Below are 23,314 nucleotides of genomic sequence, written 5' to 3'. Positions count from 1 at the left end.
TCTCACTGCCATTTACGGTGATACGCGCCAAGCGTCGTTTGCGTGCCTTCGGACATAGAACCGAGCGTCTCCATCCAGGTTGCCTGCGGAGCATAGTTTTGCGGGTCCGCCATGCAGCGGTCGATAGCCTGACGCCAGACTTTCGCCACTTGACTCACATAGGCCGGGCTACGCTGGCGACCTTCAATTTTTACCGAGGCAATATTCGCCGCCAGCAGTTCCGGCAGCAGCTCCAGCGTGTTGAGGCTGGTAGGCTCTTCCAGCGCGTGGTAGCGCTCACCGTCAACCAGATATCGGCCTTTGCATAACGTTGGATAACCCGCGTTTTCGCCGTCCTGATAGCGGTCAATCAACACTTCATTCAGGCGTGATTCCAGCCCCTGCGGGGTTTGTTGCCAGCGGACAAAGCGGGCAGGAGAGCAGGCCCCAACGGTATTGGGTGATTCACCGGTTAAATAAGAAGAAAGGTAGCAACGGCCTTCGGCCATGATGCACAGGCTGCCAAAGGCAAAAACTTCCAGCGGCACTGGCGTGACGCGCGCGAGTTGCTTAACCTGATGAATGGAGAGCACGCGGGGCAGCACCACGCGAGCGACGTCAAAGTGTTGATGATAAAAACGCACGGCCTCTTCATTCGTGGCGGATGCCTGAACAGAGACGTGGCGCTCAATATGCGGATAGCGTTCTGCCGCATACTCAAGCATGGCGAGGTCGGCCAGGATTAACGCATCGGCACCCAGCTGTGCGGCCATATCCACCGCGCGCTGCCAGCGGGCATAGCCGTCAGGATGCGCAAAGGTATTAATGGCAATATGCAGTTTGCGGCGGTGCTGGTGAACGAAGTTAACGGCTTCCTGAAGCTTTTTCTCCGTAAAGTTGAGGCCAGCAAAATGGCGGGCGTTGGTATCATCTTTCAGCCCGATATAGACCGCATCGGCCCCATTTTCGATGGCCGCCTTAAGCGCCGGTAGGTTACCGGCAGGGCAGAGCAGCTCCATAAATTATCCTGATGTAGTCGATCGCAAAATTGTTAACGAGCTGGGATTTTAATTAACCCCTGGGCGACAATTTTTGATTTAAGGCAGCTAATGGCGTATTGATGACACCAATAATGAGCGTCACCGGACGACGGTTTGTTGATTTACGCCGCTATGTTGTGCGTCGGATATGGCAAAATAGCGGGACTATTGCTATCAGGGAGTAAAGCTCGTGCTGGATAAACTGCGTTCACGTCTCGTACAATTCGGTCCATCAATGCTGAGCGTGCCAGTGAAACTGGCGCCGTTCGCGCTAAAACGTCAGGTGCTCGAGCAGGTCCTGAGCTGGCAATTCCGCCAGGCGCTGCAGGACGGCGAGCTGGAGTTTCTGGAAGGCCGCTGGCTGAGCATTGAGGTGCGTGACATCGGGCTGCGCTGGTTTACCTCGGTTGAGAATGATCAACTCATTGTGCGTGAGTCCGCCGAGGCGGATGTGAGCTTTAGCGCCAGTGCCAGCGATCTGCTGATGATCGCCGCGCGTAAACAGGATCCGGATACGTTATTCTTCCAGCGCCGTCTGGTCATTGAAGGCGATACGGAGCTGGGTCTGTACGTGAAAAATTTAATGGATGCCATTGAGCTGGAGCAGATGCCGAAAGCGCTGCGCGTGATGCTGATGCAAATGGCAGATTTCGTTGAGGCTGGGCTGAAAACCCCGCCTGACAGTAAACACACTTCAGTAGGTGAGCCATGCTGATTCGAGTCGAAATTGGGATTGATGCACCGGGTATCGATGCGTTGTTACGCCGCGCTTTTGAGAGCGATGCGGAGGCCCAACTGGTCCACGATCTCCGTGAAGACGGCCTGATTACTTTAGGGCTGGTAGCCACCGATGACGAAGGTCAGGTTGTTGGCTATGTTGCCTTCAGCCCGGTAATTGTTCAGGGCGAAGATCTGCAGTGGGTAGGCATGGCACCGCTGGCGGTCGATGAGAACTATCGCGGCCAGGGCCTGGCGCGCCAGCTGGTGTATGAAGGGCTGGACTCGCTGAATGAGTTTGGCTATGCCGCCGTGGTCACGCTGGGCGATCCGGCATTTTATGGCCGCTTAGGCTTCGAGCAGGCCGCGCATTACGATCTGCGCTGCCGCTGGCCGGGTACCGAATCTGCCTTCCAGGTACATCGCCTGGCGGATGATGCCCTGAACGGTGTGAGTGGCCTGGTTGATTACCACGATCACTTCAATCGTTTCTGAGCAGGCTTTCGCGTAGCGCCTCAAATGAGCCGTCTCCGGTAACGAGGCGCTCTTTCTGGCGCTTCGTCAGCTGTTTAATTCGGTATTCCAGCCTGAGCGCCAGCGACCTGTCGCCGACGGCGGCGTAAAAAGCCAGCTGAAGTTCACCTTTCCCCCGCAGCGCTTTTGCCCCTTTCCCCGTTTGATGTTGTAAAAAACGCCGCGCCACATCGGTAGTGATCCCGGTGTAGAGTGCGTTATCAGCGGTTCGGACGAGATAGAGAAACCAGCACACGGTAAACAGATTCAGTATGTTAAGGTGAACGCACCATAGCATGAGAGAGAGCGAAAATGGAAACACTGGCAGCCATTAACCGCTGGCTGGCGAAGCAGCATGTCGTCACCTGGTGCGTCTGTAAAGACGCAGAGATGTGGTGCGCGAACGCCTTTTATTACTACGATCCCGAGCGTGTAGCCTTCTATGTCATGAGCGAAGACAAAACGCGGCATGCGCAAATGACCGGCCAGCAGGCGAAGGTGGCGGGTACGGTAAATGGCCAGCCCAAAACGGTCGCGCTGATCCGTGGCGTGCAGTTCAAAGGAGAGATCCGTCGGCTGGAGGGAGAAGAGAGCGACGCGCGCCGTAAGCACTACACGCGCCGCTTCCCGGTTGCCGCTGCGCTAAAAGCCCCGGTGTGGGAAATCCGCCTCGATGAGCTGAAATTTACCGACAACACGCTGGGCTTTGGCAAGAAGCTTCACTGGCTACGCGCCGAGCAGGCGTAGCGCTTCCCGGTTAAACGCCGGAAGATCGTCCGGGGTCCGGCTGGTGATCAACTGGTCTTTGTCGTTGACCACTTCCTGATCGTAAAACTCAGCCCCCGCATTTTTCAGATCGATCACGATCGGTTTCACCGCCGTCAGCTTACGTCCGCGGACCACGTCGGCGCTGATCAGCAGCTGCGGGCCGTGACAGATAGCAAAGACCGGTTTTCCGGTAGCGACAAAGTCACGTGTGAAAGTGACGAAACGCTCGTCCCCGCGCAGTGAATCCGGTGAATGGCCGCCGGGTAACAGCAGGGCGTCGAAATCAGACGGGCTGACGTTATCGATGGTTTCGTCGATGGTCACGCTGGCTTCGCCCTTATGGCCTTTCACCGTTTTGCCCGCTTCTTTCTCAATGGTAATGACCTCATGTCCCGCCTTGCGGAATGCCTCTGCAGGAGAGGTGAATTCTGAATCTTCAAACTCGTCGGTAATCAAGACTGCGATTTTCTTGCCCATGCTTCCTCCGTTGTTTTGGCTTCAGACTGATTTTTCTCCGCTTGTGGTAAATACTTACCTGTAACAGACTTCTAAGTGTGGTCGACCACGCTGAGTTCGCAAACGGACAATTCTGTAAAGGGGATACGATGAGCCAGGTACTGATTACGGGCGCAACCGGGCTGGTCGGCGGGCATCTGCTGCGGCTGCTGATCCAGGATCGCCATATTAACTATATCGCCGCACCGACGCGTCGCCCGCTGCTGGATATCTCCGGCGTCTTTAACCCGCACGACCCGCAGCTCACCGACGCGCTGGCGCAGGTGCAGGACCCGATTGATATCGCCTTTTGCTGCCTCGGTACGACGCGGCGTGAGGCGGGCAGTAAAGAAGCCTTTGTCCATGCGGATTACACGCTGGTGGTGGATACCGCACTGACGGCGAAAAAATTGGGGGCAAAGCATTTTCTGGTGGTCAGTTCGCACGGCGCGAGCACCGGCTCGCCGTTTTTTTACAACCAGGTGAAGGGCAAGATGGAAGAGGCGCTGATTGCCCAGAAGTGGGAATATCTGACCATTGTGCGGCCTTCCATGCTGATGGGGCACCGCGACGAACGGCGCTTTAACGAGTCTGTTTTCGCTCCGCTGTTTCGCATCCTGCCGGGTAACTGGAAGTCCATTGAGGCGCGGGATGTCGCGCAGGCGATGCTGAAAGAGGCGCTGGCACCGTCGCAGGAAGGGGTCAATATCATCCCTTCGGCAAAACTGCGTGAAATCGCGCAGGGCGAGGCGTAAACTTCTCCGGCTTATTCAATAACACTCTCCGGGGAATGGTATGACTGGTCAGTCTTCATCTCAGGCGGCGACACCTGTCCAATGGTGGAAGCCCGCACTCTTCTTTCTCGTGGTCATCATTGGCCTCTGGTATGTGAAATGGCAGCCGTACTATGGCAAGGCCTTCACCGCCGCTGAAACGCACAGCATTGGTAAATCGATACTCGCGCAGGCGGATGCCAGCCCGCTGAAGGCGGCGTGGGATTACGCCATGGTCTACTTCCTGGCTGTCTGGAAAGCTGCGGTATTAGGCGTCTTGTTGGGGTCGCTGATTCAGGTACTTATTCCGCGAAACTGGCTGGTGAAAACCCTCGGGCAGCCACGCTTTCAGGGCACCCTGCTGGGGACGATTTTCTCTCTGCCGGGCATGATGTGTTCATGCTGTGCAGCCCCTGTGGCCGCAGGAATGCGCCGTCAGCGTGTCTCGATGGGCGGTGCGCTGGCGTTCTGGATGGGCAACCCGCTGCTCAACCCGGCAACGCTGGTGTTTATGGGCTTTGTGCTCGGCTGGCATTTTGCGGCTATCCGCCTGGTTGCCGGGCTGCTGACGGTGCTGGTGGTGGCGACGCTGGTGCAAAATCTGGTGAAAGAGAAAGCGCCAGAGCCCGCTTCTGTTGAGCTGGACATCAGCGAGCCGCAGGGCGGTTTCTTTGCCCGCTGGGGTAAAGCGCTGTGGCAACTTTTCTGGAGCACCATTCCGGTTTATATCCTGGCGGTTCTGGTGCTCGGCGCGGCGCGCGTCTGGCTGTTCCCGCATGCGGATGGCGCGATTGATAACACGCTGATGTGGGTGATTGCAATGGCCGTTGCTGGCTGCCTGTTTGTGATCCCAACGGCGGCTGAAATTCCGATTGTTCAGACCATGATGCTGGCTGGCATGGGCACCGCGCCCGCGCTGGCGCTGCTTATCACCTTGCCGGCCATTAGTTTGCCGTCGCTTGTCATGCTGCGTAAGTCTTTCCCGGCAAAAGCGCTGTGGCTGACAGCGGGGCTGGTAGCGTTAAGTGGGGTGCTGGTGGGAAGCATTGCGCTTCTGTGAAAAAAAAAAAGCCCGGTGGCGCTACGCTTACCGGGCCTACAGTGAGGTTTTTTTTATTTGATGTAAGTAAACGCGGTGGTGACGTGCTTCACGCCGCTGACCCGGCTGGCGATATCCGCTGCCGCTTTCCCTTCACGGTCGGTAACCAGACCCAGCAGGAACACTTCACCGTTTTCGGTCGTCACTTTTACGTTTGAGGATTTCACCTGATCTGAACCCAGCAGCTGGGAACGGACTTTTGTGGTGATCCAGGTGTCAGACGACGCCGTACCCAGGCTGATTGGCTGGCCCTGACGGATTTCATTGAAGACTTCCGTAGTGCCCTCAACGCCCATGGCGATCTGTTTCGCGCGGCTGGAGAGTTCGGTATTCGGTGACTGACCCGTCAGCAGGACTTTGCCCTGATAAGCCGTCACGTTGATACGCGCTTCTTTCTTAATTTGTTCGTCTTTCGACAGCGCACTGTTGACGCGCAGCTCCAGCGTACCGTCATCCACCTGCGTTCCTACAGAGCGTGGATCGGTCGCCGCTTTGGTGCCTACTGCGGCAGTACCCACGACAGCCGCAGCGATACATCCCTGAAGCAGCAATGCAGACATAAGGACTGCGAGGGTCGATAAAGCCTTCATAAAAACTCCTTAATCATCCTGGTGAGGGAAAAGCGTGTTATCGATCAAATCGCATAAGCAGTTTACCGTGAGCATATGCATCTCCTGAATGCGTGCGCTACGGTGAGACGGAATGCGGATTTCCACATCCTGCGGCCCCAGCAGACCCGCCAGTTCACCACCGTCATAGCCGGTTAAGGCGACGATAGTCATGTCACGGGTGACCGCGGCTTCAACGGCTTTGACAATGTCCCGGCTGTTGCCGCGCGTGGAGATGGCCAGCAGCACATCACCGGCATGCCCCAGGGCGCGCACCTGCTTTGCGTAAATTTCGTCATGCAGACGATCGTTAGCAATCGCTGTTAAGACCACATTATCGGTATTAAGTGCAATGGCAGGTAAACTCGGGCGTTCGGTTTCAAAACGATTAATCATGCTGGCAGCAAAATGCTGTGCGTTGGCGGCTGAGGTACCGTTGCCACAACAGAGGATTTTGTTGCCATTAAGCAGGGATTGCACCAGCGTCATTGCAGCACGAGAGATCGCGTCCGGAAGGGCTTCCGCCGCGGCAATCTGAGTCTGGATGCTTTCTGTGAAGCACACTTTAATTCTTTCGAGCACGTTATCCCTTTTAAATCGTAATTATGCGTCTTCGCCAAAAGCGTTTTTAAGCCATTCGATCTCATTTCCGGTGAAGGCTATCACATCGAACCGGCAATCCACAGTATCAAAACTCCCATTATGGCGGGCAAGCCACAAGTGGGCAGTCTGTAATAATTTATGTTGTTTGGCGAGCGTCACGCTGGCGGCAGCACCGCCAAAACGGGAAGACTGTCGAAAGCGGACTTCTACAAACACAATCACCTGACCCTCTTTCATGATCAGATCAATTTCGCCGCCACGTCCGCGAACGTTAGCGGCGATAAAATGCAGTCCTTTGCCTTCAAGCCAGCGACGCGCTTTTAACTCCCACGCATCGCCGGTCTCTTTACTGCTTAACTGGCCGGGACGATTTGTCCCTGCTGGTATTTGAGCCATGATAACTTCCTGTTGATCACGCAGTCCTGCGTCGCGGTCAGATCGCCGGTGTTGCCGTTAAGCTCAAAGCCCGGTACCTGACGCATCTGGGTAAAGTGGTTCGCCAGCGCCCATGCATCGACTCCCATGGCATACAGACGCGCCAGTGAGTAGTCGTTACGTACGCTGCTCAGCGCCTGCTGCATCAGCGCCGGGTTGCTGCCCGCGAGCATCGGAATTTCACTGTACTGCAGGCCGTCCATTTCCAGACGGAAATCGGGGCCAGCGGTGCCTTGCGCGCTGCGGGAACTGGCATAGAGCGTTGCGCCGCTCTGGCTGCCGTTACGCATCGCAATCATCGGTTTGATAAAGGCGATCTCTTGCGGTGTGGCAACGATATAAGCCGCATCCACTTTTCCACCGCCGCCGATCTGCGCGTCGGTAGGTGGGGCAGGGATGGTCAGCCCACCAATGGTCACGCCCTGCTGCTGTGGCAGGCTGGCGGTCACCGGGCTGCCATTAAGCGCGATACCCGCTCCGCCGTTTACGCCCGCGCGCAGTTCTGAGACGGAACCGAATTTCTGCTGCAGCACGATACCGCCGCCCAGCTTCTGCCACTCATCGGCGAAGGCATTCGCTACGCGATCGCCCAGCGTACTGCGCGGGATGAGCAACAGTGGAGCCTGTTTACCCTGCTCGTGGATATGACGTGCCGCATCGCGAGCTTCGTCTTCCGGAGAGAGCGCGAAGTAGCAAATATTGGCCCGGTTCTGAACCTGCTCCGGCTGGTTGAGCGCCAGCACGTTTAGCGTGGTATTGCTCTTCATCAGCTCTTCCACGTTGTTTTTCAACAGCGGACCGACAACGATGCTCGCCCCGTCCTGTTGCACCTGAGCCAGTACCTGGTCAAGCGGCTGCGAACTGGTGTCGTAAATTTTCAGTTCGGTGCCAGGATTAGCGCTGGTGGTCGCCACGGCCTGCGGCTGCGCGGCAGGTGGAGTGGTTGGTTGTGCTGGCTGTTGTTGAGTTTGTTCTGCTGTTGCCTCAGGCACTGCAGGAGAAGCAGGTGTCTCCACTGGCGCCTGTGTTGCTGGTTCTGCAGCAGGCGGAGGCGTCGTCGGTGCGGTCACCGGGTTTTGCATCGTGCCTTGCGCCGGGGTTTGCGCCGTGGTGAGATCGCTGGTCTCGGCGGCGGAAGGGCTGACAACATCGTTCACGTTGGCCGCCTGTGCTGCCTGCACCGGCACCGCGCTGCCCGTCACCGGCATGGTGCCGTTTTTCGCCGCTTCAAAGCCCTGTTGAATCGTACGGCCAAACACCGCCGCCTGACCATTCAGCGGCAGAAGCAGTGCAATTTTGCTGGTCGATGCTGGCTTAAAGTTCTGCACGTTCACCAGCTGGGTTGGCAGCATTTTGGCGCCCGGGTTTTGCGGGTAGCGAGTCTGCCAGTCGGTAATACCGGCCTTCAGCATCTTAGGGTCGGTGCGGTTGTTAAACCACATCTGTTGGAGATCAAGCCAGCCCTGCAGCACGTTCTCATCCGCGTTGATGACCAGCGCCTTTGCCTGATCCGGGGTCATGGCGGCAAGAGCCTGCCAGGTGGCATCAATATTTTTCTGCTTGTCGGCACCGGCAAGCAGCGGTTCCTGAGCGATAAGCGCGCGGAGCAGCGTCAGGGAAGGACGCCCCTGTTCAGCGGTGATACCCGCCTGCCAGAAGCGTGCCTGCTGGTTTTTATCCAGCGCGCTCAGGTCGATGCTACCCAGGATCTTTTTCGCGCCGTCATACTCTTTCTGCGCGACCTTCAGCTCGGCAGAGAGCAGGCTCTGCTCAAGACGCTGGGTATCGTTAAGATCTTTCGGCAGCTGGCCGAACAGCTCTGCAGCCTGCTGGGTTTTTCCCTCTTTCAGCAGTGCACGAATGGCGAGTAATTGCCAGTTGATCCTGGTATCATTTGAACTCTGCGACATTTGTTGCAGATAAAAGCCAGAATCAGCCTGAGCGGAACCCTCAAGATGGGCGGTGCTCTGGTCAGGTGCCTGGGTGCCGCAGCCTGCAAAGATCAGGGCTGCCAGCAGAAGCGGCACGCTGCGCGTGGCTTTTTTTCGAAAAAACGTTAACGGTACCATACTGTATCCAGTGATTTTTTTTACGCAATGCTCAATATTAAATCGGCAATACGGACGAAACAATGAAACAACACGAAACGGCAGATAATTCTCAAGGCCAGCTTTATATTGTACCTACTCCTATCGGGAATTTGTCTGATATTACCCAACGTGCACTCACTGTATTGCAAGCCGTTGATTTAATTGCGGCTGAGGACACTCGTCATACCGGTTTACTGCTGCAGCATTTCGCGATTAACGCCCGTTTGTTTGCCCTGCACGATCACAATGAGCAACAAAAAGCCGACACGCTGGTGGCGAAGCTCAAGGAGGGGCAGAACATTGCGCTGGTCTCCGACGCGGGAACGCCGCTGATTAACGACCCCGGCTACCATCTGGTGCGTACTTGCCGTGAAGCCGGCATTCGCGTTGTGCCCCTGCCGGGACCGTGCGCCGCGATTGCTGCGTTAAGCGCCGCAGGTCTGCCGTCTGACCGTTTCTGCTATGAAGGTTTTCTGCCCGCCAAATCCAAAGGCCGTCGCGACGTCTTAAAAGACCTGGAAGCGGAACCGCGCACCCTGATTTTCTATGAATCCACCCACCGCCTGCTGGAAAGCCTGGACGATATGGTGACCGTCTGGGGTGAGTCCCGCTACGTCGTGCTGGCGCGCGAGCTGACCAAAACCTGGGAAACCATTCACGGCGCACCGGTGGGTGAACTGCTGGCGTGGGTGAAGGAAGACGAAAACCGCCGCAAAGGTGAGATGGTGCTGATTGTCGAAGGGCATAAAGCAGAAGAGGATGCCCTGCCAGCCGATGCGCTGCGCACGCTGGCATTGCTACAGGCCGAATTGCCGCTTAAAAAAGCGGCTGCGCTGGCGGCGGAAATTCACGGCGTGAAGAAGAATGCCCTGTATAAGTACGCGCTGGAGCAGCAGGGGGAGTAAGCCCCAGCCGTCTTTTTGCCGGGCGGCGGCTGCGCCTTACCCGGCCTACAGATCTGAACACTTTTTATTTTCCTGGCACCGCCTCAAACACCAGCGTTTCCAGCGGTTGTAGCGTAATCACCACGGCGTTTTTGTATTGTCCCGGTACGGTTGCATTACGGCCATATACCGCTCTCAGACTAAACTGCGCTGCCTCTCCTGTCGGGATTTCGAAATCTTTCGCTAAATCCAGATAGTAGGTTTGCGGCTTGTCCGACGGGTTTCGCAAACCAAGAATGGCTTTGTCTTTATTCCATGACGCCCAGCCGTAAACCTGAAGCGCCGTCGGGTCTCCGCCTATCCAGTGGGTATCCACCAGCACGCTGGCGTTTTCCCGCGACCATTTTGCCGCCTGCGCAAGGGTATCCCACTTCGCCTTGTTCAGCATTGAAGGAGTGATATACAGCTCCTGCAGCTGCGTGCCGGTCGCGAAGTAGCTCCAGACCTGATCGGCAAAATCGCTGTCCGTTTGTACTTTCTCCAGCCCGTAATAGGCGTTTTCCGCGCTGACGATCCCGTGGTACATCAGCGAGTTCAGCGGGAACAGCGGGCCTTTGCGCACAATGGAGCGGTACGTTTCGGCATCGCGGTAGGTCATCCACTGCTGTACCGGCGTGCCGGGCCCGTACAGGTTAATGTCATCGCCCTGGCGCCAGATCGAGTCGGCGTAGAACAGCCAGGATGGGCTGGCGTTGGTGCCGGTCGTCAGGTTGATAAACAGATTTGGGTTGGCGCTGCGCATGTTATGTAGCAGAGCGATAGAGGCGTCAAAATCCGAGGCAAACGGGCTGCCCTGGATATGCGCGTTGGCATTACCCATCCCGTCCAGCTTGAATGAGGTAATGCGTTCGTTTTTGATAAGCTTAACGATCTGCTCATTGAAGTTCTTAAAGTAGTTCGGTCCTGACAGGGCCAGCTTCCCGTCGACGGTTTCAAACCCATACTCTTTTGCATGCGAGACGCGAACGTCGCGAGGCTTGTTGTAGCCTCCCCACGGCGAGAGCCACAGTCCGACCGAGCTGTGCAGGCTGTCGGCTTTTTCCCGAACCTTGCCAAAACCGTCGCTGAATGCCGGGCCAAATAGCCAGCGCCCGGTAAGGTCGTCCCAGCCGTCGTCCAGCAGGAAGGCGTCCAGCGCCACGCCGCGTCCGGTAATGAACTCCTTATTCCACTCGTCCATCCGCCCCAGAACATCCTGCTCGGTGTACGGATTGAAAAAGCCGATATCCATCCAGCTGTTGTAGTGCAGATAAGGCTTGTACGGTCGCGGACGCACGGCATCAATAAACTGGTTCACGCTGCGGCGCAGCTGGCTGATTTCCGGGAAGGTGCCGAACCAGGTGGTAAAGCTGACCGGCGACTCTGGCTGGATCGGCGTTTTCAGTTCTACGTTGAGATTGGTGGTCGCTTCATAGGCGTAAGTGTTAACGATGGGCTTGTCCGGCAAAATAAAGAACGAATCAGCAACGATCGGCGAGCTGTTGATCGCCCCGTCAACATAGGGTGCCTGAGACTGCTTTTTCGTCGGGAAGAAGGTAATTTTCGCCACGTCTCGCGGCTGGCCGACTGCGGCAACGGTGTAGTCGATGCTGGAGTATTTTCCCTTCACCAGGTTCAGCTTCACCGTTACGTTAAAGTCCGGATGGGTAAAGTCGACGACAATAGCGTTGTCCTGCTTTTCGACGTGCTTAATGGTGAAATCCGCGGTGTGGATTTTTGTCTCGTCCGGCAGCGTCAGGAAGAACAGTTCCTGCGGCGTGAGCGGATGGTTAGCCTTATTGTCCTTAACCACTACCGTTGAGTTTGCGTCATCAAATGACAGAGCAATATTGTCGTTATTGAGCACGTAGTTGGTGGCCAGAGCACCGTGAGAAACAAACAGGGCCAGCAGCGAGAGAGTGAGCACTTTTTTCATCGGTTAAGATCCTAATCAGAAATGCTTCAGCATTCGGTTGATGGATTGCTCCAGCCAGTAGCGCTGGGTGCCGAAGTTAATCCGCAGGTAGTTTTCGCCGTTTTGCACGTAGTGGCTGCCGTCTTCAATCACGACACCGGCCTGCTGGGCGAAATGTTGGGTCAACTCTGTGGCGCTGCGGTCGTCGGCGCTTACGTCTATCCAGGCCAGATACGACGATTCCGGGTTCATCATTTTCCACGCCGGGAAGTGGGTCTGAATAGCGTCCGCAAGGTAGCGGGCATTGCCTTGCAGATAGTCGTTGAGCGCGTCGAGCCACGGCAGGCCGTGCTGGTAGGCGAGAATAATCCCCCATACGCCGAACATATTGGGTGAGGTAATCGAGTTCTTCTCAAGCTGCTGGCGGAAGCGCTGGCGCAGCGAATCGTCCGGGATCATGGAGTAGGACGTTTTCAGCCCGCCCAGGTTGAAGGCTTTATTTGGCGACGTCAGCACGATCAGGTTGTCCAGTGCGGCACAGCCCGAGGTCAGACAGCTGACGAATGTGCCTTTCAGAATGTGCTCTGCGTGAACCTCATCGACCACCAGAATCGTGCCGTAGCGTTTACAGAGATCGGAGACCTGACGTATCTCATCCGCGCGCCAGATCCTGCCCGAGGGGTTATGCGGCGAGCAGAAGAACCACAGTTTTGGACGGTGGGTTTTGAGCTGATCTTCAACCAGATTAAAATCCAGCTGATAGCGGTTTTCCTTCACGGACAGCGGGTTAGCAAGCACCCGCACGCCCTGGCGCTGTGCCGCCATCGCAAACGGATCGTAGACCGGCGTGTTCATCATCACGCTATCGCCAGGCGTGCAGAACGCCTGGACCGTGTAATGCAGCGTGGAGACGGTGCCGTAGGTCAGGGTGAGCCACGACTTCTCCACCTCAACCTGATGACGCGTGCGCTGGAAGGCCATCACCGCGTCGTAAAATTCGTCGAAGCTCCAGGTATAGCCAAAGGTGCCGTGCTCCACGATGCGCTGGAAGCCTTCAATAACGGCCGGCGGCGAGGTGAAGTCCATGTCTGCGATCCACAGCGGGATAAACCCCTGCGGGACATCACCAAAGCGTGAGCAGACAAACGCATGGTCCCATTTACGGCACTTATCGCTTTTACGCTCGATGATTTTGTCGAAATCAAACACAACAACCCCCTGTTAGATTAAGGCTTCAATGCCGGTTTTGACGCTCTGCACCTGCGGGCCGATGATCACCTGAACGCTGTGAGCATCCAGCACCACCACCGACAGGGCGCCAGCCGCTTTCAGCTCCTGCTGATCGATAAGCCCCATCTCCTTCACGACCAGGCGCAAGCGGGTGATGCAGTTGTCGAGCGACTCGATGTTCTCTTTGCCACCGAGCGCGCGCAGGATAAGCCCGTGATCGTATTTCGATTTTCCACCCGCGCGGGTGTTGGCTTCGACGGCCTGCTGCGCACCCTGCGCGTCCACTTCACGTCCCGGCGTCTTGATATCGTGTTTGAGGATGTACCAGCGGAAGACGAAGAAGTAGATGGCAAACCAGGCGATACCGACCGGGAACAGCAGATACCATTTGGTCGACATCCCCTGCATCACGCCGAAGATCAGCAGATCCAAAATCCCGCCGTCGGTGTTGCCGATGGTGACCCCCAGCAGGGCCATCACCATCAGCGCCAGGCCCGACATCACGATATGGAAGGCGTAAAGCGCGGGGGCGATAAACAGGAACAGAAACTCAATCGGTTCTGAAATACCGGTGACGACGGAAACCAGCACGCCGGAAAGCAGCAGCCCCTTAATTACCGGGCGGTTTTCCGGACGCGCGGTGCGGTAGATGGCGTACGCCACGGCAGGCAGGCCAAAGATAAAGGTCGGCATAAAGCCTTGTGACAGAAACGCGGTAACGTGCGGGCTAAACGGCAGTCCGGCTTTCAGCTCGGCGTAGAAGATATTCAGCGCGCCGGCCACTTCATGGCCGTTGACCATCTCAATGCCGCCTGCCGGCGTGAAGCGCACCATCGCCAGCAGGATATGGTGCAGACCAAAGGGTTTAAGCAGCAGCACGCCTACGCCGTACAGGAACGGTCCGAAAACGCTGGTGCTCTGAATGATATGGCCAATTCCGGCAATGCCCAGCGCCACGTATTCCCACAACAGCGGGATAAACAGCCCGACCAGCGACAGCGTGAGTGCGGTAATGATGGGCACGAAACGAATGCCGCTAAAGAACGCAAAGGCGTCATGCAGCACCGTGTCCTGAAAACGCTCGTGCAGGAAGTAAGTGATTACCCCCACCACGATGCCGCCCAGCACGCCCATCTCCAGGGTCTGGATCCCCAGCACGAACGATTGTCCTACCTGTCTCATGGTGGCGGCGTCGGCAAGCTGGTGGGTGGCGGTCAGGTAGTAGTTGATGCTCATGTTCATCAGCATATAGCCAACGAACCCGGCAAAGGCGCCCACGGCCTTGTTGCGTTTGGCGAGGCCCATCGGGATAGCCATGGCAAACATCAGCGGCAGATAGGTAAAGGCGAAGCCGCCCACCATGGCGATAAAGCCAAAGGTCAGCTGCGTTAACTCGCCGCCCAGAAAGGGAAAGCTTTTAATAGTGGAAGGGCTGGTGACGGAGCTACCGATACCCAGCAGCAACCCCATAAAGGCCAGCAGAGAGACGGGGAACATAAACGTCTTTCCCAGGCTTTGGAAAAATTCCCACGCTTTCGATTTAAACGACTTTTCCTGTGTCATGTAGGGACTCCTCGGATTTTTAGGATAATGGAAGGCGCTGTCCGGCTTAAGGACGCGCCTTCATATTTGCGAGGCTTATAGTTATTTTTTAGGTATTGACGTAATGCGCGATGGGATCAGGCTTCGGCAGGAAGCAGGAGCCGGTTTGCCGAGCCGCAAACGGCGATCTTGCTTCTGACCACCTCTTTCATGGCGTCCATGCCTACCCGCATGTAGAAGCGCGGATCGTTCCCCTGCGGGTTTTCGGCAAACCAGGCTTTAACCGCGTCAGAGAAGGCAATTTTCAGCTCGGTGGCCACGTTGACTTTGCATACGCCCAGCTCGATGGTGCGGCGAACAAACTCATCCTGCACATCGCTCGCGCCGTGCAGCACCAGCGGCACGGTGACCACTTCGCGGATTTCCGCCAGCCGCTGGAAGTCGATTTTCGGACGTTTGGTATACAGGCCGTGTGCGGTGCCGATGGCGACGGCAAGGCTATCGACGCCGGTCAGTTCGACGAAGCGTTTCGCCTCCTGCGGATCGGTGAGGAACGCGCTTTCGGCGTCTACGCTCATGTCATCTTCCACGCCGCCCAGACGGCCCAGCTCGGCTTCGACGCTGCAGTCGTTGAGGTGGCAGAAATCGACCACCGACTTCACCAGTTTCACGTTTTGTTCAAACGGATAGTGGCTGCCGTCGATCATCGCGCTGCGCACGCCCGCGTTGACCTTGCGGCGTATATCATCCAGCGATTCGTGGTGATCGAGATGCAGCGCCAGCGGCATGTTGTAGGTGTGGGAGTACGCGCTGCACAGGGCGTAGATCTCTTCCAGCGCAATATGCTTAAAGGTGCCCGGCGTGCCCGCGAGGATTACAGGCGATCGCATTTCGCTGCACGCTTCAAGGATCGCCTGGATCGTCTCCGCGTTGTGGATGTTGAACGCCGGAACGGCGTAGCCTTTTGCCTGTGCGTCCTGCAGAAGATATTTGGTTGAAATGATACTCATGATCCGATCCTCTTAAGCCTGCCACGGATGAATAACAACGCCCTGCACTACACGGTTGACCGTCCCGCTGGCGGATGGCGTATCGGGCGTATTGCCTACGCTGAGCGACTGGGTGAGTGCAAAGACCTGGGCATACATCAGGAAGCAGAACGCCTGTTCCATATCGATAAACGGACGTGAAGGCGGCAGCAGAATGTGCGGACCCGCTTCAATGGCCGGATCGTTTTCAGCGGCGATGGCGACGACGCGCAGGGCCTGGCGATCGCGGCGCAGCTCGGCCAGCAGATCCAGATCGTACTGACGCGTATACGGATGGCTGGAGATAAACACCACCACCAGCGTTTCGCTATCGACCAGCGACTTCGGCCCGTGACGGAAGCCCGTCGGGGAATCGTAAAACGCCGCCAGCTTGCCCGCCGTCAGCTCCAGCACCTTCAGCGCCGATTCGCGCGCCGCGCCCTGCAGGCCGCCGCTTCCCAGATAGACGACGCGTTTCCACGCTTCATTGCCAAAGACGCCGTGGCTGAAATCGCCGAGCGCGGTGAGGATCGCCTGACAGCGATCGGCGACGTCGCGGAAGGTGTGGCTATTGATCGTTTCCGGCGCGAACACCGCCAGACAGCTCGCCATCATGGTGGTAATGCTGCTGGTCATCGCGAACCCGCGATCGTGCGTTTCGGCAGGCATCAGCAGGGCAAAGGCGTTATCGCTGTCGACGGCGTTCTGGTACAGGCTCCCCGCCTCGTTGCAGGTGATCGACAGGTGGTAGCACTCCGGCACGAACTGGTTTGCCAGCTCGACGGCCGCGACGCTTTCCGGGCTGTTGCCGGAGCGGGCAAACGAAATCAGCAGCAGCGGATGCGCAGGGCTGAAGTAGTCCACCGGGTTCGTGACCAGATCGGTTGTCGGCACGGCAGTGAAGTTTTTCCCGGTGTAGCTCGCGAGCCAGGGAGAAACGATATCGCCGATAAAGGCGGATGTGCCCGCGCCGGTCAGGACGATCCGCAGATCCTCCTTGCGCAGCAGCGGCGTCAGGAAACTGTCGATCGAAGCACGCAGGTTATCGATGTTGTTGAGCGAGCGGATCCAGCTGGCAGGCTGCTGGCGGATCTCTTCCTCTGTCCAGGTGCCGGTTGTCGCGGCGGTAGTGGTTTGTGGCATAACTCAGTCCTTAGTCGTGTGAATTCCACATCAGACGCTGGCAATCGTGTCGCTATCTTTCGTTTCGTTTCACTTGTTCACTTAAGCAGTTAAATAAAATCTATAGAAAAGAAATCGAAACTTCAATGAAAGAAAAGAAATAAAACGAAAAGTGTGATCGTGAAAGGAAAGGGAAGAGTTAAGGAAAGGAAAAGAAAGGCCTTACGATCGGGTGCCGTAAGGCCAACAGGAGACACAATGAAAGGGCTAAAGGGAGAGAGCCTGTCCCTGAATCCAGATCTGCTGGAGGTGTAAACCCCCGTCCAGCGCAATGATATTGGCGCGTTTACCCGGGGCTAAGGATCCTAGCTGACCGTCAACGCCCAACAGCCGGGCAGGGTGCAGCGAGGCCATATGGATAGCGTCTTCGGCGGTTACGCCCGCATACTCCACCATATTCCTGACCGCGGCATCCAGCGACAGCGTGCTGCCCGCCAGCCCGCCGGAGCCGGTTCGAACAACGCCGTTTTGCATCGAGACCTCTTCGCCACAAAGCGTATACCGTCCATCCGGCATACCTGCCGCCTCCATTGCATCGGTAATCAGCACCACGCGCTCCTGCGCGCAGCAGCAGCATAAGCGCATCGCCCCCGGATGGACGTGGTGCCCGTCGGCAATCAGCTCCAGCCACGCCCGTTTGTCCGTAAGCCCTGCGCCGACCATTCCGGGCTCTCTGTGGTGCAGCCCCGTCATGCCGTTGTAGCAGTGAACCAGCCCGTCGGCACCCGCATCAAACGCGGCAAGTGTTTGCCGGTACGTGGCAGCGCCGTGGCCCAGCATCACGCGTATCCCGCGCTGTTTAAGATGGCGAATCGCCTGCAGCGCGCCGGGTTTTTCTGGCGCGAGCGCCACCACCCGTAGCGTGCCCTGTGAAACGTCAGCCAGCCTGTCCAGCTCGACGATATCCAGCTCCCGGAACAGCTCCGGCGGATGCGCCCCTTTGTTCTGCGGCGTAAAGTACGGTCCTTCCAGATAGCTGCCCAGGATCTGCGCGCCCGAGCCGCCGGACTGACTGCGCCGGGCGATACGCATCAGCGCGGCGTGGATGGCCTTCAGCGGCGCGGTCACGGTGGTGGGCAGAAATGCGCCCACGCCTTCGCGGGCTTTATGCATTGCCAGGGTGTCCAGCACGCCGGGCGCATCATCCATGACGTCCACGCCAGCGCCGCCGTGGACGTGCGTGTCGATATAGGCCGGGCAAAGCAGCTTCGCATCCCGCGTCGTAACGCCCGCCGGGATGGGTTCAATCGCCGCAACCGCACTGCTTTCAATGCGTAGCTGGTGGTCGTCCAGCCAGCCCTGTTCGGTAAGGATCCGTCGCGCGCGCAGCAGCTGGCTCATATCCCTTCCTCAGCAGGGGCTTCCTCTCGACAGCGCCCAAGCTCATCCACCAGGCTGGTCAGGCCGCGATGGCCACACGCGAGCGCCTGCAGACGAAACGCTTCGCTACTTAACCCGTCGCGTTCCAGCACCATTTCCAGCAGAAGTTGCAGGTTGGTGCCGGTGATCACTTCCCGTCCCGGCTTTTGCATCGCAAGCGTTGACGCTACGCGAAACGGCGTACCGCCGAGCAGATCGGTAAGAAACACGATATCGTACTGGGGATCCAGTTCAGTTACCGCCTGCTCAAGCTGCGCGGTTAGCCGCGCAGTCGAGGAGGTTTCCGGGAAATCGATGGCGATAAACTGCGGCTGCTCGCCGAGGATCTGCTTCATCGCCTGTTCAAGTCCGCTGGCAAACCCACCGTGACCCGTCAAAATGATGCCTAACATCGCGACCTCTTTGCTTTTACAGGAAGTGACAGAATTTACCGACAACGCCCAGCACCACGGTGATACCAATCAGGCGCAGCGGGCTCCAGCCACGACGCACCAGCCAGAACATGGTCAGGGTATAGACCAGCGGCAGAAATGCGGGCATCAGCTTGTCGATGACGTCGGCTTGCAGTTTGACAACCGCATCCCCGGCTTTGATTTCAAGCGTGGTATTCAGGCGCACATAGGTTGCTACCAGCGCGCCGATCACCGTCATCCCGACGATAGACGCAGCGTGGCCGACCTTTTTGGTATTGGCTTTAATCAACGGGATCGCGGCAACGCCCATCCGGTAGGCGTAGTGCGCCAGACCAAAGCGCAGGCCGAGGTGCACCACGTTAAACAGCACGATAAAGACCACCGCACCCAGAATCGAACCCTGTAGCGCCAGGCTGGCACCAATACCGCCGCAGATGGGCAGCAGCGTGAGCCAGAACATGGCATCGCCAATGCCGCCGAGCGGCGCGCCCACGGCAATTTTGGTGCTCTGGATGCTGTTCACATCCTGCTTGGAGCGCTCCATCGCCAGAATGATGCCGATAACAAAGGTGACCAGGAACGGATGGGTATTAAAGAACCCCATGTGGCCTTTCATCGCCCGCGCCAGGTCCCGCTTGTTGGTGTGGATCTTTTTCAGCCCAGGCAGTAATCCATACAGCCAGCCGGAGGCCTGCATACGCTCGTAGTTAAACGAGGCCTGTAATAGCATGGAGCGCCATGCGACACGGTTAATGTCCTTTTTCGTCAGTTCGGCACCGATGCTCTGGTCTTCATAGATGTTTTCGTTTACGCCGGTGAGCAGGGTCTCTTCACTTTCAGACACGCCTGGCAGAGTGGTTTGATTAGATGCCATCTTCGAATTCCTCTTTCTGGGCCGCAGGAGCCGTCGGTTCAGGTGATTTACGCATCAGGTCGATCAGCGCCATCGCCAGCGCAGCAGCCGCAATCGCCAGCACCGGAAGTTTTAGCCAGGCCGCAGCGACAAAACCGATAATGAAGTAAGGGATGTAGACGTTTTTCATCATGATCTTCAGCAGCACGGCGAAGCCGATGGCTGGCATGATGCCGCCTGCAACACCGAGACCGTCTATCAGACGTTCCGGCAGGACATCAATGGCGGTTTTCGCGTGCTCCGCACCGAAGTAAATTGGCAGAAAAGCGCAGAGAAAGTAGAAGATACCCAGCGCCAGCAGGGCAAGATAGTTAACCCGTTCAATACCGTGCGTGTCCGCATTAGCCGCCATGCGATCGCAACGGGACATGACGCCGGACATCACGGAGAAGAGGAAGGTAATGCCCATTTGTACCGCAACAGCAAACGGTACAGCGACCCCAACGGCGACATCCGGTTTCACGCCTGTGGTAATGGCAAACGTGGTGCCGACAATGGTGCCGATAATCACGTTTGGCGGTTGCGCACCAGCCAGCGGCGCCAGACCCATCCAGACCAGCTCTAACGTGCCGCCGGTCAGAATGCCGGTATGCAGATCGCCCAGAATCAGACCAACCAGTGGCCCCAGTACCACCGGGCGGTGCATGTGTGTTAACCCGTTAAACATATCCAGGCCCGCGATAAAGGCGAGAAGCCCCAGCGCGAAAGCCTGCAACAGACTGATTTCCATTGTGAATCCCTCATAGCAGTTTAAAGAGATCCAAAGCAGCCTCTGTTGGAACGCCCTGAACGATGCATTCCACCCCGGCCGCTTTCAGGCCGTTGAACGCAGTGATATCGTTCGCGTCGACAGATACCGTTTTGGCAATTTGCCGTTTGCCACTGGCGTAATGCATGTTTCCGACGTTAATACGGGTGATGGGCACGCCGCCCTCTACCAGCGTTAAAAAATCGGCGGGTGATTTACAGACCAGCAGAATCTTCTGGCGGTCAGCGGCGCGGTGAATGTTGTCGATAACTTTTTGCAGAGACCAGAAGCGCACGGCGATCCCTTCCGCAAGTACCATTTCCATCAGGTTCTGTTGAACCGGATCGTCTGCAACCTCGTCATTTGCCACCAGAACCAGGTTCGCCCCCGCAAACCCTACCCACTGAACGCCCACCTGTCCGTGGATCAGGCGTTCATCAATGCGGCATAAGACAATGTTTGGCATAGTGTTTTCCTCTTTTTTAATTATGCGTGTTGAGTCGGTACGCCTTCGCAGGCGGCATGGTACTGCTGGAGTATGTCCTGAATGTGGTCAATGATGAGTTCCCGCGGTGTCGACTTGAGAGCGCCCTCGCGAACTTTGCCGTATTGCAACGGCAAATACTGACTGATGAGCGGCAGCGGGATGGGTTCGTCATCCAGGTTGCGGACCAGTCGTTCAAAGGCATCGTCAATCTCGCTGTCTGGCCAGTAATAGCGCACGCGGTCGGAGTAGCTGTAGCCCCGTGCCAGCCGCCGTGCGTTGCCGTCACCGTGATAATGGCTTTGCCAGTACTCGGGGCGATCGAGCATCACGTTTTCCAGTACGTGACGCAGGCCAGAGCTGGCTTTGGCTGGCAGCAGCTCCTCTTCAATGGCGGCCAGTGAGAACAGCGCTTCACGCAGGGCAAAGGTCAGGGCCGGGCCGACTTTTAAGATTGCAAAGTGATCTTTCACCAGCTGGCGCAACGCCTGTGATGTCTGGTAGTCAGTGGAGTGCGCTTCAAATACCAGCGTGTCGTAGGTTTCAACCATTTCACTCAGGGCGATGGCTTTTTGCGGTTGATAATCGCAGACGTGGGCGTGGTCGAACTCCACGCCAGGCTGAACCACCAGGCCGATAATGCGTGGCCAGATGTCGTTCAACCCTACTTTCTCAAATGCATGGCGATGCGCTTCAAGCGTGGCGCGCGCCGCCTCAGGCGTGGTGACTTCAAGTTCACTCAGCGTTTCATGTGCACCACCGGGAACCGGCACCTCCGTGCCAATAACGTAGACCAGATCGGCTACACCAAATTTCGCACGGCAGGTGTCTTCGGCAATTTTGGCCAGACGCGCGGCGCGCTCAGCGACGATGGCATCGGTTAAGGGAACCGGATCGTCCTCGCAGGGCATACTGCAGTCCAGATGGATCTTCTTAAACCCCGCAGTGACGTAGCTTCTGATCAGATCGTCGGCGTTCGCCATCGCCTGTAAAGCCGGCAGGTTTTGCCACCGGTTTGGGCCCAGGTGATCGCCGCCGAGGATCAATTGTGACGTCGGAAAACCAAGGAACTCCGCCAGCCTGCTAACGAAACCGTGAAAATCGGCGGGCGTCATGCCGGTGTAGCCGCCAAACTGATCCACCTGGTTTGAGGTCGCTTCGATCAGCAGTGGCGTGCAGCGTAACTGGGCGTAACGAATGGCCGCTTCAAGTACCAGTGGATGTGCGGAACAGACGGCATAAATTCCGTTTGCCTTCCCCCGTTTATGTTGTTCCACCATTTCTGTCAGATGTTTCACTTTCCTCTCCATTTCGGATGGCGTTGGTAGTCATCTTTCGTTCTGTTTCATTTAATCCTGCATTATGGTGATGTAAAAATAAAACGAAAGATAATGGTTTTCCGATCTGTTTCACAAAAGAAACATAATGAAAGGTTTCAGCGTCGGGCTTGTTTGCGTATGTCCCCCAGACAGCGCTTGCATTCCACAAAAAGAAAGGCGTTAATAGGCAAAACGAAATGAAACGAAAGTGTATTGATTAAGGACTTCATATGAATAGCTCCGATTCATCCGCAGAAAAGCGCGTCACCGGTACCAGTGAAAGGCGAGAGCAGATCATTCAGCGGTTGCGGGCGCAGGGAAGCGTGCAGGTTAACGATCTTTCTCATTTATATGGCGTATCGACAGTGACGATCCGTAACGATCTGGCATTCCTGGAAAGGCAGGGCATCGCTGTTCGCGCTTACGGCGGGGCGCTAATTTGTGAAGGTAATTTGCCCGGCATCGAGCCCTCCGTTGAGGATAAAAGTTCGCTCAATACGGCTGTCAAGCGCAGCATCGCTCAGGCCGCCGCCGCGCTGGTGAAGCCGGGCCATCGCATTATTCTCGACTCTGGCACCACGACCTTTGAAATTGCCAGAATGCTGCGCCAGCACACGGATGTCATTGCCATGACCAATGGAATGAATGTGGCGAATGCGTTGCTGGAAGCGGAAGGGGTGGAACTGCTGATGACCGGTGGCCACTTGCGTCGTCAGTCGCAGTCTTTCTATGGCGACCAGGCGGAACAGTCCTTACAGAATTATCACTTTGATTTGCTGTTCCTGGGCGTTGATGCCATCGATCTGGATCGTGGCGTGAGCACGCATAACGAGGATGAAGCGCGTCTGAATCGCAAAATGTGCGAGGTGGCAGAGCGCATTATCGTTGTGACTGATTCCAGCAAGTTCAACCGCTCAAGCCTGCATAAAATCATTGATACGCAAAGGATTGATATGATTATTGTCGATGAAGGCATTCCGGCGGAAAGTCTGGATGGATTGCGTAAAAGCGGGATTGATGTAGTGCTGGTTTCCCCCTCACCCTAACCCTCTCCCACCGGGAGAGGGGAGCGTTCGCTGCTTTTTTTGCCCTCTCCCCCGTAGGGAGAGGGCAGGGT

At 56.8% G+C, this 23,314-nt stretch carries 25 protein-coding genes; 7 read left to right on the top strand and 18 right to left on the bottom strand.

Translation table 11 applies throughout. The annotated features are described in order from the left end of the window. Positions 1 to 2 precede the first annotated feature (2 nt). On the bottom strand, positions 3 to 998 hold the full coding sequence (ubiU, locus tag L3068_RS20170) for a ubiquinone anaerobic biosynthesis protein UbiU (protein ID WP_117581473.1): 996 nt from the start codon (positions 996 to 998) through the stop codon (positions 3 to 5). Positions 999 to 1,209: 211 nt separating this feature from the next. Here ubiU and ubiT point away from each other — a divergent pair, with 211 nt between their 5' ends. Then, complete coding sequence (gene ubiT / locus L3068_RS20165) at positions 1,210 to 1,734, top strand: ubiquinone anaerobic biosynthesis accessory factor UbiT (protein ID WP_014885365.1); 525 nt, start codon at positions 1,210 to 1,212, stop codon at positions 1,732 to 1,734. Further along, positions 1,728 to 2,231: a GNAT family N-acetyltransferase gene (locus L3068_RS20160; RefSeq protein ID WP_014885364.1), complete on the top strand. Its 504-nt coding sequence runs from the start codon at positions 1,728 to 1,730 to the stop codon at positions 2,229 to 2,231. The genes ubiT and L3068_RS20160 overlap by 7 nt, the downstream gene beginning before the upstream one ends. Here the strand turns inward: L3068_RS20160 and L3068_RS20155 are convergent. Continuing rightward, positions 2,218 to 2,547, bottom strand: coding sequence for a GIY-YIG nuclease family protein (locus L3068_RS20155; protein WP_023331388.1), 330 nt, complete (start codon positions 2,545 to 2,547; stop codon positions 2,218 to 2,220). The two genes, L3068_RS20160 and L3068_RS20155, sit on opposite strands and share 14 nt — an antisense overlap. Before the next feature lie 14 nt (positions 2,548 to 2,561). On the opposite strand from L3068_RS20155, the gene L3068_RS20150 reads away from it, so the two are divergent. Further along, positions 2,562 to 2,996, top strand: a complete 435-nt coding sequence (locus L3068_RS20150) for a YhbP family protein (RefSeq protein ID WP_117581471.1) — start codon at positions 2,562 to 2,564, stop codon at positions 2,994 to 2,996. Here the strand turns inward: L3068_RS20150 and L3068_RS20145 are convergent. Further along, the gene (locus L3068_RS20145; RefSeq protein ID WP_014885361.1) at positions 2,976 to 3,494 is read right to left on the bottom strand and encodes a type 1 glutamine amidotransferase domain-containing protein; all 519 of its coding nucleotides are present in this window, start codon (positions 3,492 to 3,494) and stop codon (positions 2,976 to 2,978) included. The genes L3068_RS20150 and L3068_RS20145 overlap by 21 nt on opposite strands. Before the next feature lie 128 nt (positions 3,495 to 3,622). Here L3068_RS20145 and L3068_RS20140 point away from each other — a divergent pair, with 128 nt between their 5' ends. Both L3068_RS20140 and L3068_RS20135 read left to right on the top strand, forming a co-directional pair. Next, the gene (locus tag L3068_RS20140) at positions 3,623 to 4,267 is read left to right on the top strand and encodes an NAD(P)H-binding protein (protein ID WP_014885360.1); all 645 of its coding nucleotides are present in this window, start codon (positions 3,623 to 3,625) and stop codon (positions 4,265 to 4,267) included. Positions 4,268 to 4,307: 40 nt separating this feature from the next. Next, a complete protein-coding gene (locus L3068_RS20135; protein ID WP_014885359.1) occupies positions 4,308 to 5,345 on the top strand; it encodes a permease in 1,038 nt (345 codons plus the stop codon). A gap of 53 nt (positions 5,346 to 5,398) precedes the next feature. On the opposite strand, the gene dolP is transcribed toward L3068_RS20135, so the two are convergent. From dolP to L3068_RS20115, 4 genes are read right to left on the bottom strand one after another with little or no spacing between them, the layout of a single operon-like run. Continuing rightward, entirely contained in the window at positions 5,399 to 5,974 is a 576-nt protein-coding gene (gene dolP, locus L3068_RS20130; protein WP_014171764.1) for a division/outer membrane stress-associated lipid-binding lipoprotein, read from the bottom strand. 9 nt (positions 5,975 to 5,983) lie between these two features. Beyond that, positions 5,984 to 6,574, bottom strand: coding sequence for a DnaA initiator-associating protein DiaA (diaA, locus tag L3068_RS20125; RefSeq protein ID WP_003861754.1), 591 nt, complete (start codon positions 6,572 to 6,574; stop codon positions 5,984 to 5,986). A 21-nt stretch (positions 6,575 to 6,595) separates the two neighbouring features. Beyond that, positions 6,596 to 6,991, bottom strand: a complete 396-nt coding sequence (locus tag L3068_RS20120) for a YraN family protein (RefSeq protein WP_045268605.1) — start codon at positions 6,989 to 6,991, stop codon at positions 6,596 to 6,598. Then, complete coding sequence (locus L3068_RS20115; RefSeq protein ID WP_117581469.1) at positions 6,949 to 9,099, bottom strand: penicillin-binding protein activator; 2,151 nt, start codon at positions 9,097 to 9,099, stop codon at positions 6,949 to 6,951. Before L3068_RS20115 ends, L3068_RS20120 begins: the two co-directional genes overlap by 43 nt. 62 nt (positions 9,100 to 9,161) lie before the next feature. Between L3068_RS20115 and rsmI the strand changes: the two genes are divergently transcribed. Further along, positions 9,162 to 10,025, top strand: coding sequence for a 16S rRNA (cytidine(1402)-2'-O)-methyltransferase (rsmI, locus tag L3068_RS20110; RefSeq protein ID WP_014885356.1), 864 nt, complete (start codon positions 9,162 to 9,164; stop codon positions 10,023 to 10,025). 64 nt (positions 10,026 to 10,089) lie between these two features. On the opposite strand, the gene L3068_RS20105 is transcribed toward rsmI, so the two are convergent. The 11 genes from L3068_RS20105 to kbaZ all read right to left on the bottom strand — a co-directional run bounded on the left by L3068_RS20105 (position 10,090) and on the right by kbaZ (position 22,176). Then, complete coding sequence (locus L3068_RS20105; RefSeq protein WP_023331384.1) at positions 10,090 to 11,979, bottom strand: alpha-galactosidase; 1,890 nt, start codon at positions 11,977 to 11,979, stop codon at positions 10,090 to 10,092. Between the two features lie 15 nt (positions 11,980 to 11,994). After that, entirely contained in the window at positions 11,995 to 13,167 is a 1,173-nt protein-coding gene (locus L3068_RS20100; RefSeq protein WP_023331383.1) for a MalY/PatB family protein, read from the bottom strand. A 12-nt stretch (positions 13,168 to 13,179) separates the two neighbouring features. Then, positions 13,180 to 14,751 (bottom strand): maltose/glucose-specific PTS transporter subunit IIBC, encoded by a 1,572-nt coding sequence (gene malX, locus L3068_RS20095; RefSeq protein WP_117581465.1) that lies wholly within the window; start codon positions 14,749 to 14,751, stop codon positions 13,180 to 13,182. Positions 14,752 to 14,867: 116 nt separating this feature from the next. Beyond that, on the bottom strand, positions 14,868 to 15,740 hold the full coding sequence (gene kbaY / locus L3068_RS20090) for a tagatose-bisphosphate aldolase subunit KbaY (protein WP_117581463.1): 873 nt from the start codon (positions 15,738 to 15,740) through the stop codon (positions 14,868 to 14,870). Between the two features lie 12 nt (positions 15,741 to 15,752). Further along, on the bottom strand, positions 15,753 to 16,901 hold the full coding sequence (locus L3068_RS20085; protein WP_117581461.1) for an SIS domain-containing protein: 1,149 nt from the start codon (positions 16,899 to 16,901) through the stop codon (positions 15,753 to 15,755). A gap of 246 nt (positions 16,902 to 17,147) precedes the next feature. Next, complete coding sequence (nagA, locus tag L3068_RS20080; protein ID WP_117581459.1) at positions 17,148 to 18,281, bottom strand: N-acetylglucosamine-6-phosphate deacetylase; 1,134 nt, start codon at positions 18,279 to 18,281, stop codon at positions 17,148 to 17,150. Beyond that, on the bottom strand, positions 18,278 to 18,712 hold the full coding sequence (gene agaF, locus L3068_RS20075; protein WP_117581457.1) for a PTS galactosamine/N-acetylgalactosamine transporter subunit IIA: 435 nt from the start codon (positions 18,710 to 18,712) through the stop codon (positions 18,278 to 18,280). The genes nagA and agaF overlap by 4 nt, the downstream gene beginning before the upstream one ends. A gap of 16 nt (positions 18,713 to 18,728) precedes the next feature. Further along, positions 18,729 to 19,607, bottom strand: coding sequence for a PTS N-acetylgalactosamine transporter subunit IID (gene agaE, locus L3068_RS20070; RefSeq protein WP_032635453.1), 879 nt, complete (start codon positions 19,605 to 19,607; stop codon positions 18,729 to 18,731). Then, on the bottom strand, positions 19,597 to 20,376 hold the full coding sequence (gene agaW / locus L3068_RS20065; RefSeq protein WP_045134783.1) for a PTS N-acetylgalactosamine transporter subunit IIC: 780 nt from the start codon (positions 20,374 to 20,376) through the stop codon (positions 19,597 to 19,599). The genes agaE and agaW overlap by 11 nt, the downstream gene beginning before the upstream one ends. A 10-nt stretch (positions 20,377 to 20,386) precedes the next feature. Beyond that, positions 20,387 to 20,860, bottom strand: coding sequence for a PTS N-acetylgalactosamine transporter subunit IIB (gene agaV, locus L3068_RS20060; protein ID WP_023331375.1), 474 nt, complete (start codon positions 20,858 to 20,860; stop codon positions 20,387 to 20,389). 20 nt (positions 20,861 to 20,880) lie between these two features. Further along, positions 20,881 to 22,176, bottom strand: coding sequence for a tagatose-bisphosphate aldolase subunit KbaZ (gene kbaZ, locus L3068_RS20055; protein WP_181969317.1), 1,296 nt, complete (start codon positions 22,174 to 22,176; stop codon positions 20,881 to 20,883). Positions 22,177 to 22,427: 251 nt separating this feature from the next. Here kbaZ and L3068_RS20050 point away from each other — a divergent pair, with 251 nt between their 5' ends. Then, entirely contained in the window at positions 22,428 to 23,243 is an 816-nt protein-coding gene (locus L3068_RS20050; RefSeq protein WP_117581451.1) for a DeoR family transcriptional regulator, read from the top strand. Positions 23,244 to 23,314: the final 71 nt, after the last annotated feature.

The organism is Enterobacter cloacae complex sp. ECL414, from assembly GCF_021869685.1.
In the GTDB taxonomy this organism is placed as follows: Bacteria; Pseudomonadota; Gammaproteobacteria; order Enterobacterales; family Enterobacteriaceae; genus Enterobacter; species Enterobacter kobei.
This window is presented reverse-complemented; position numbering and strand designations above follow the sequence as displayed.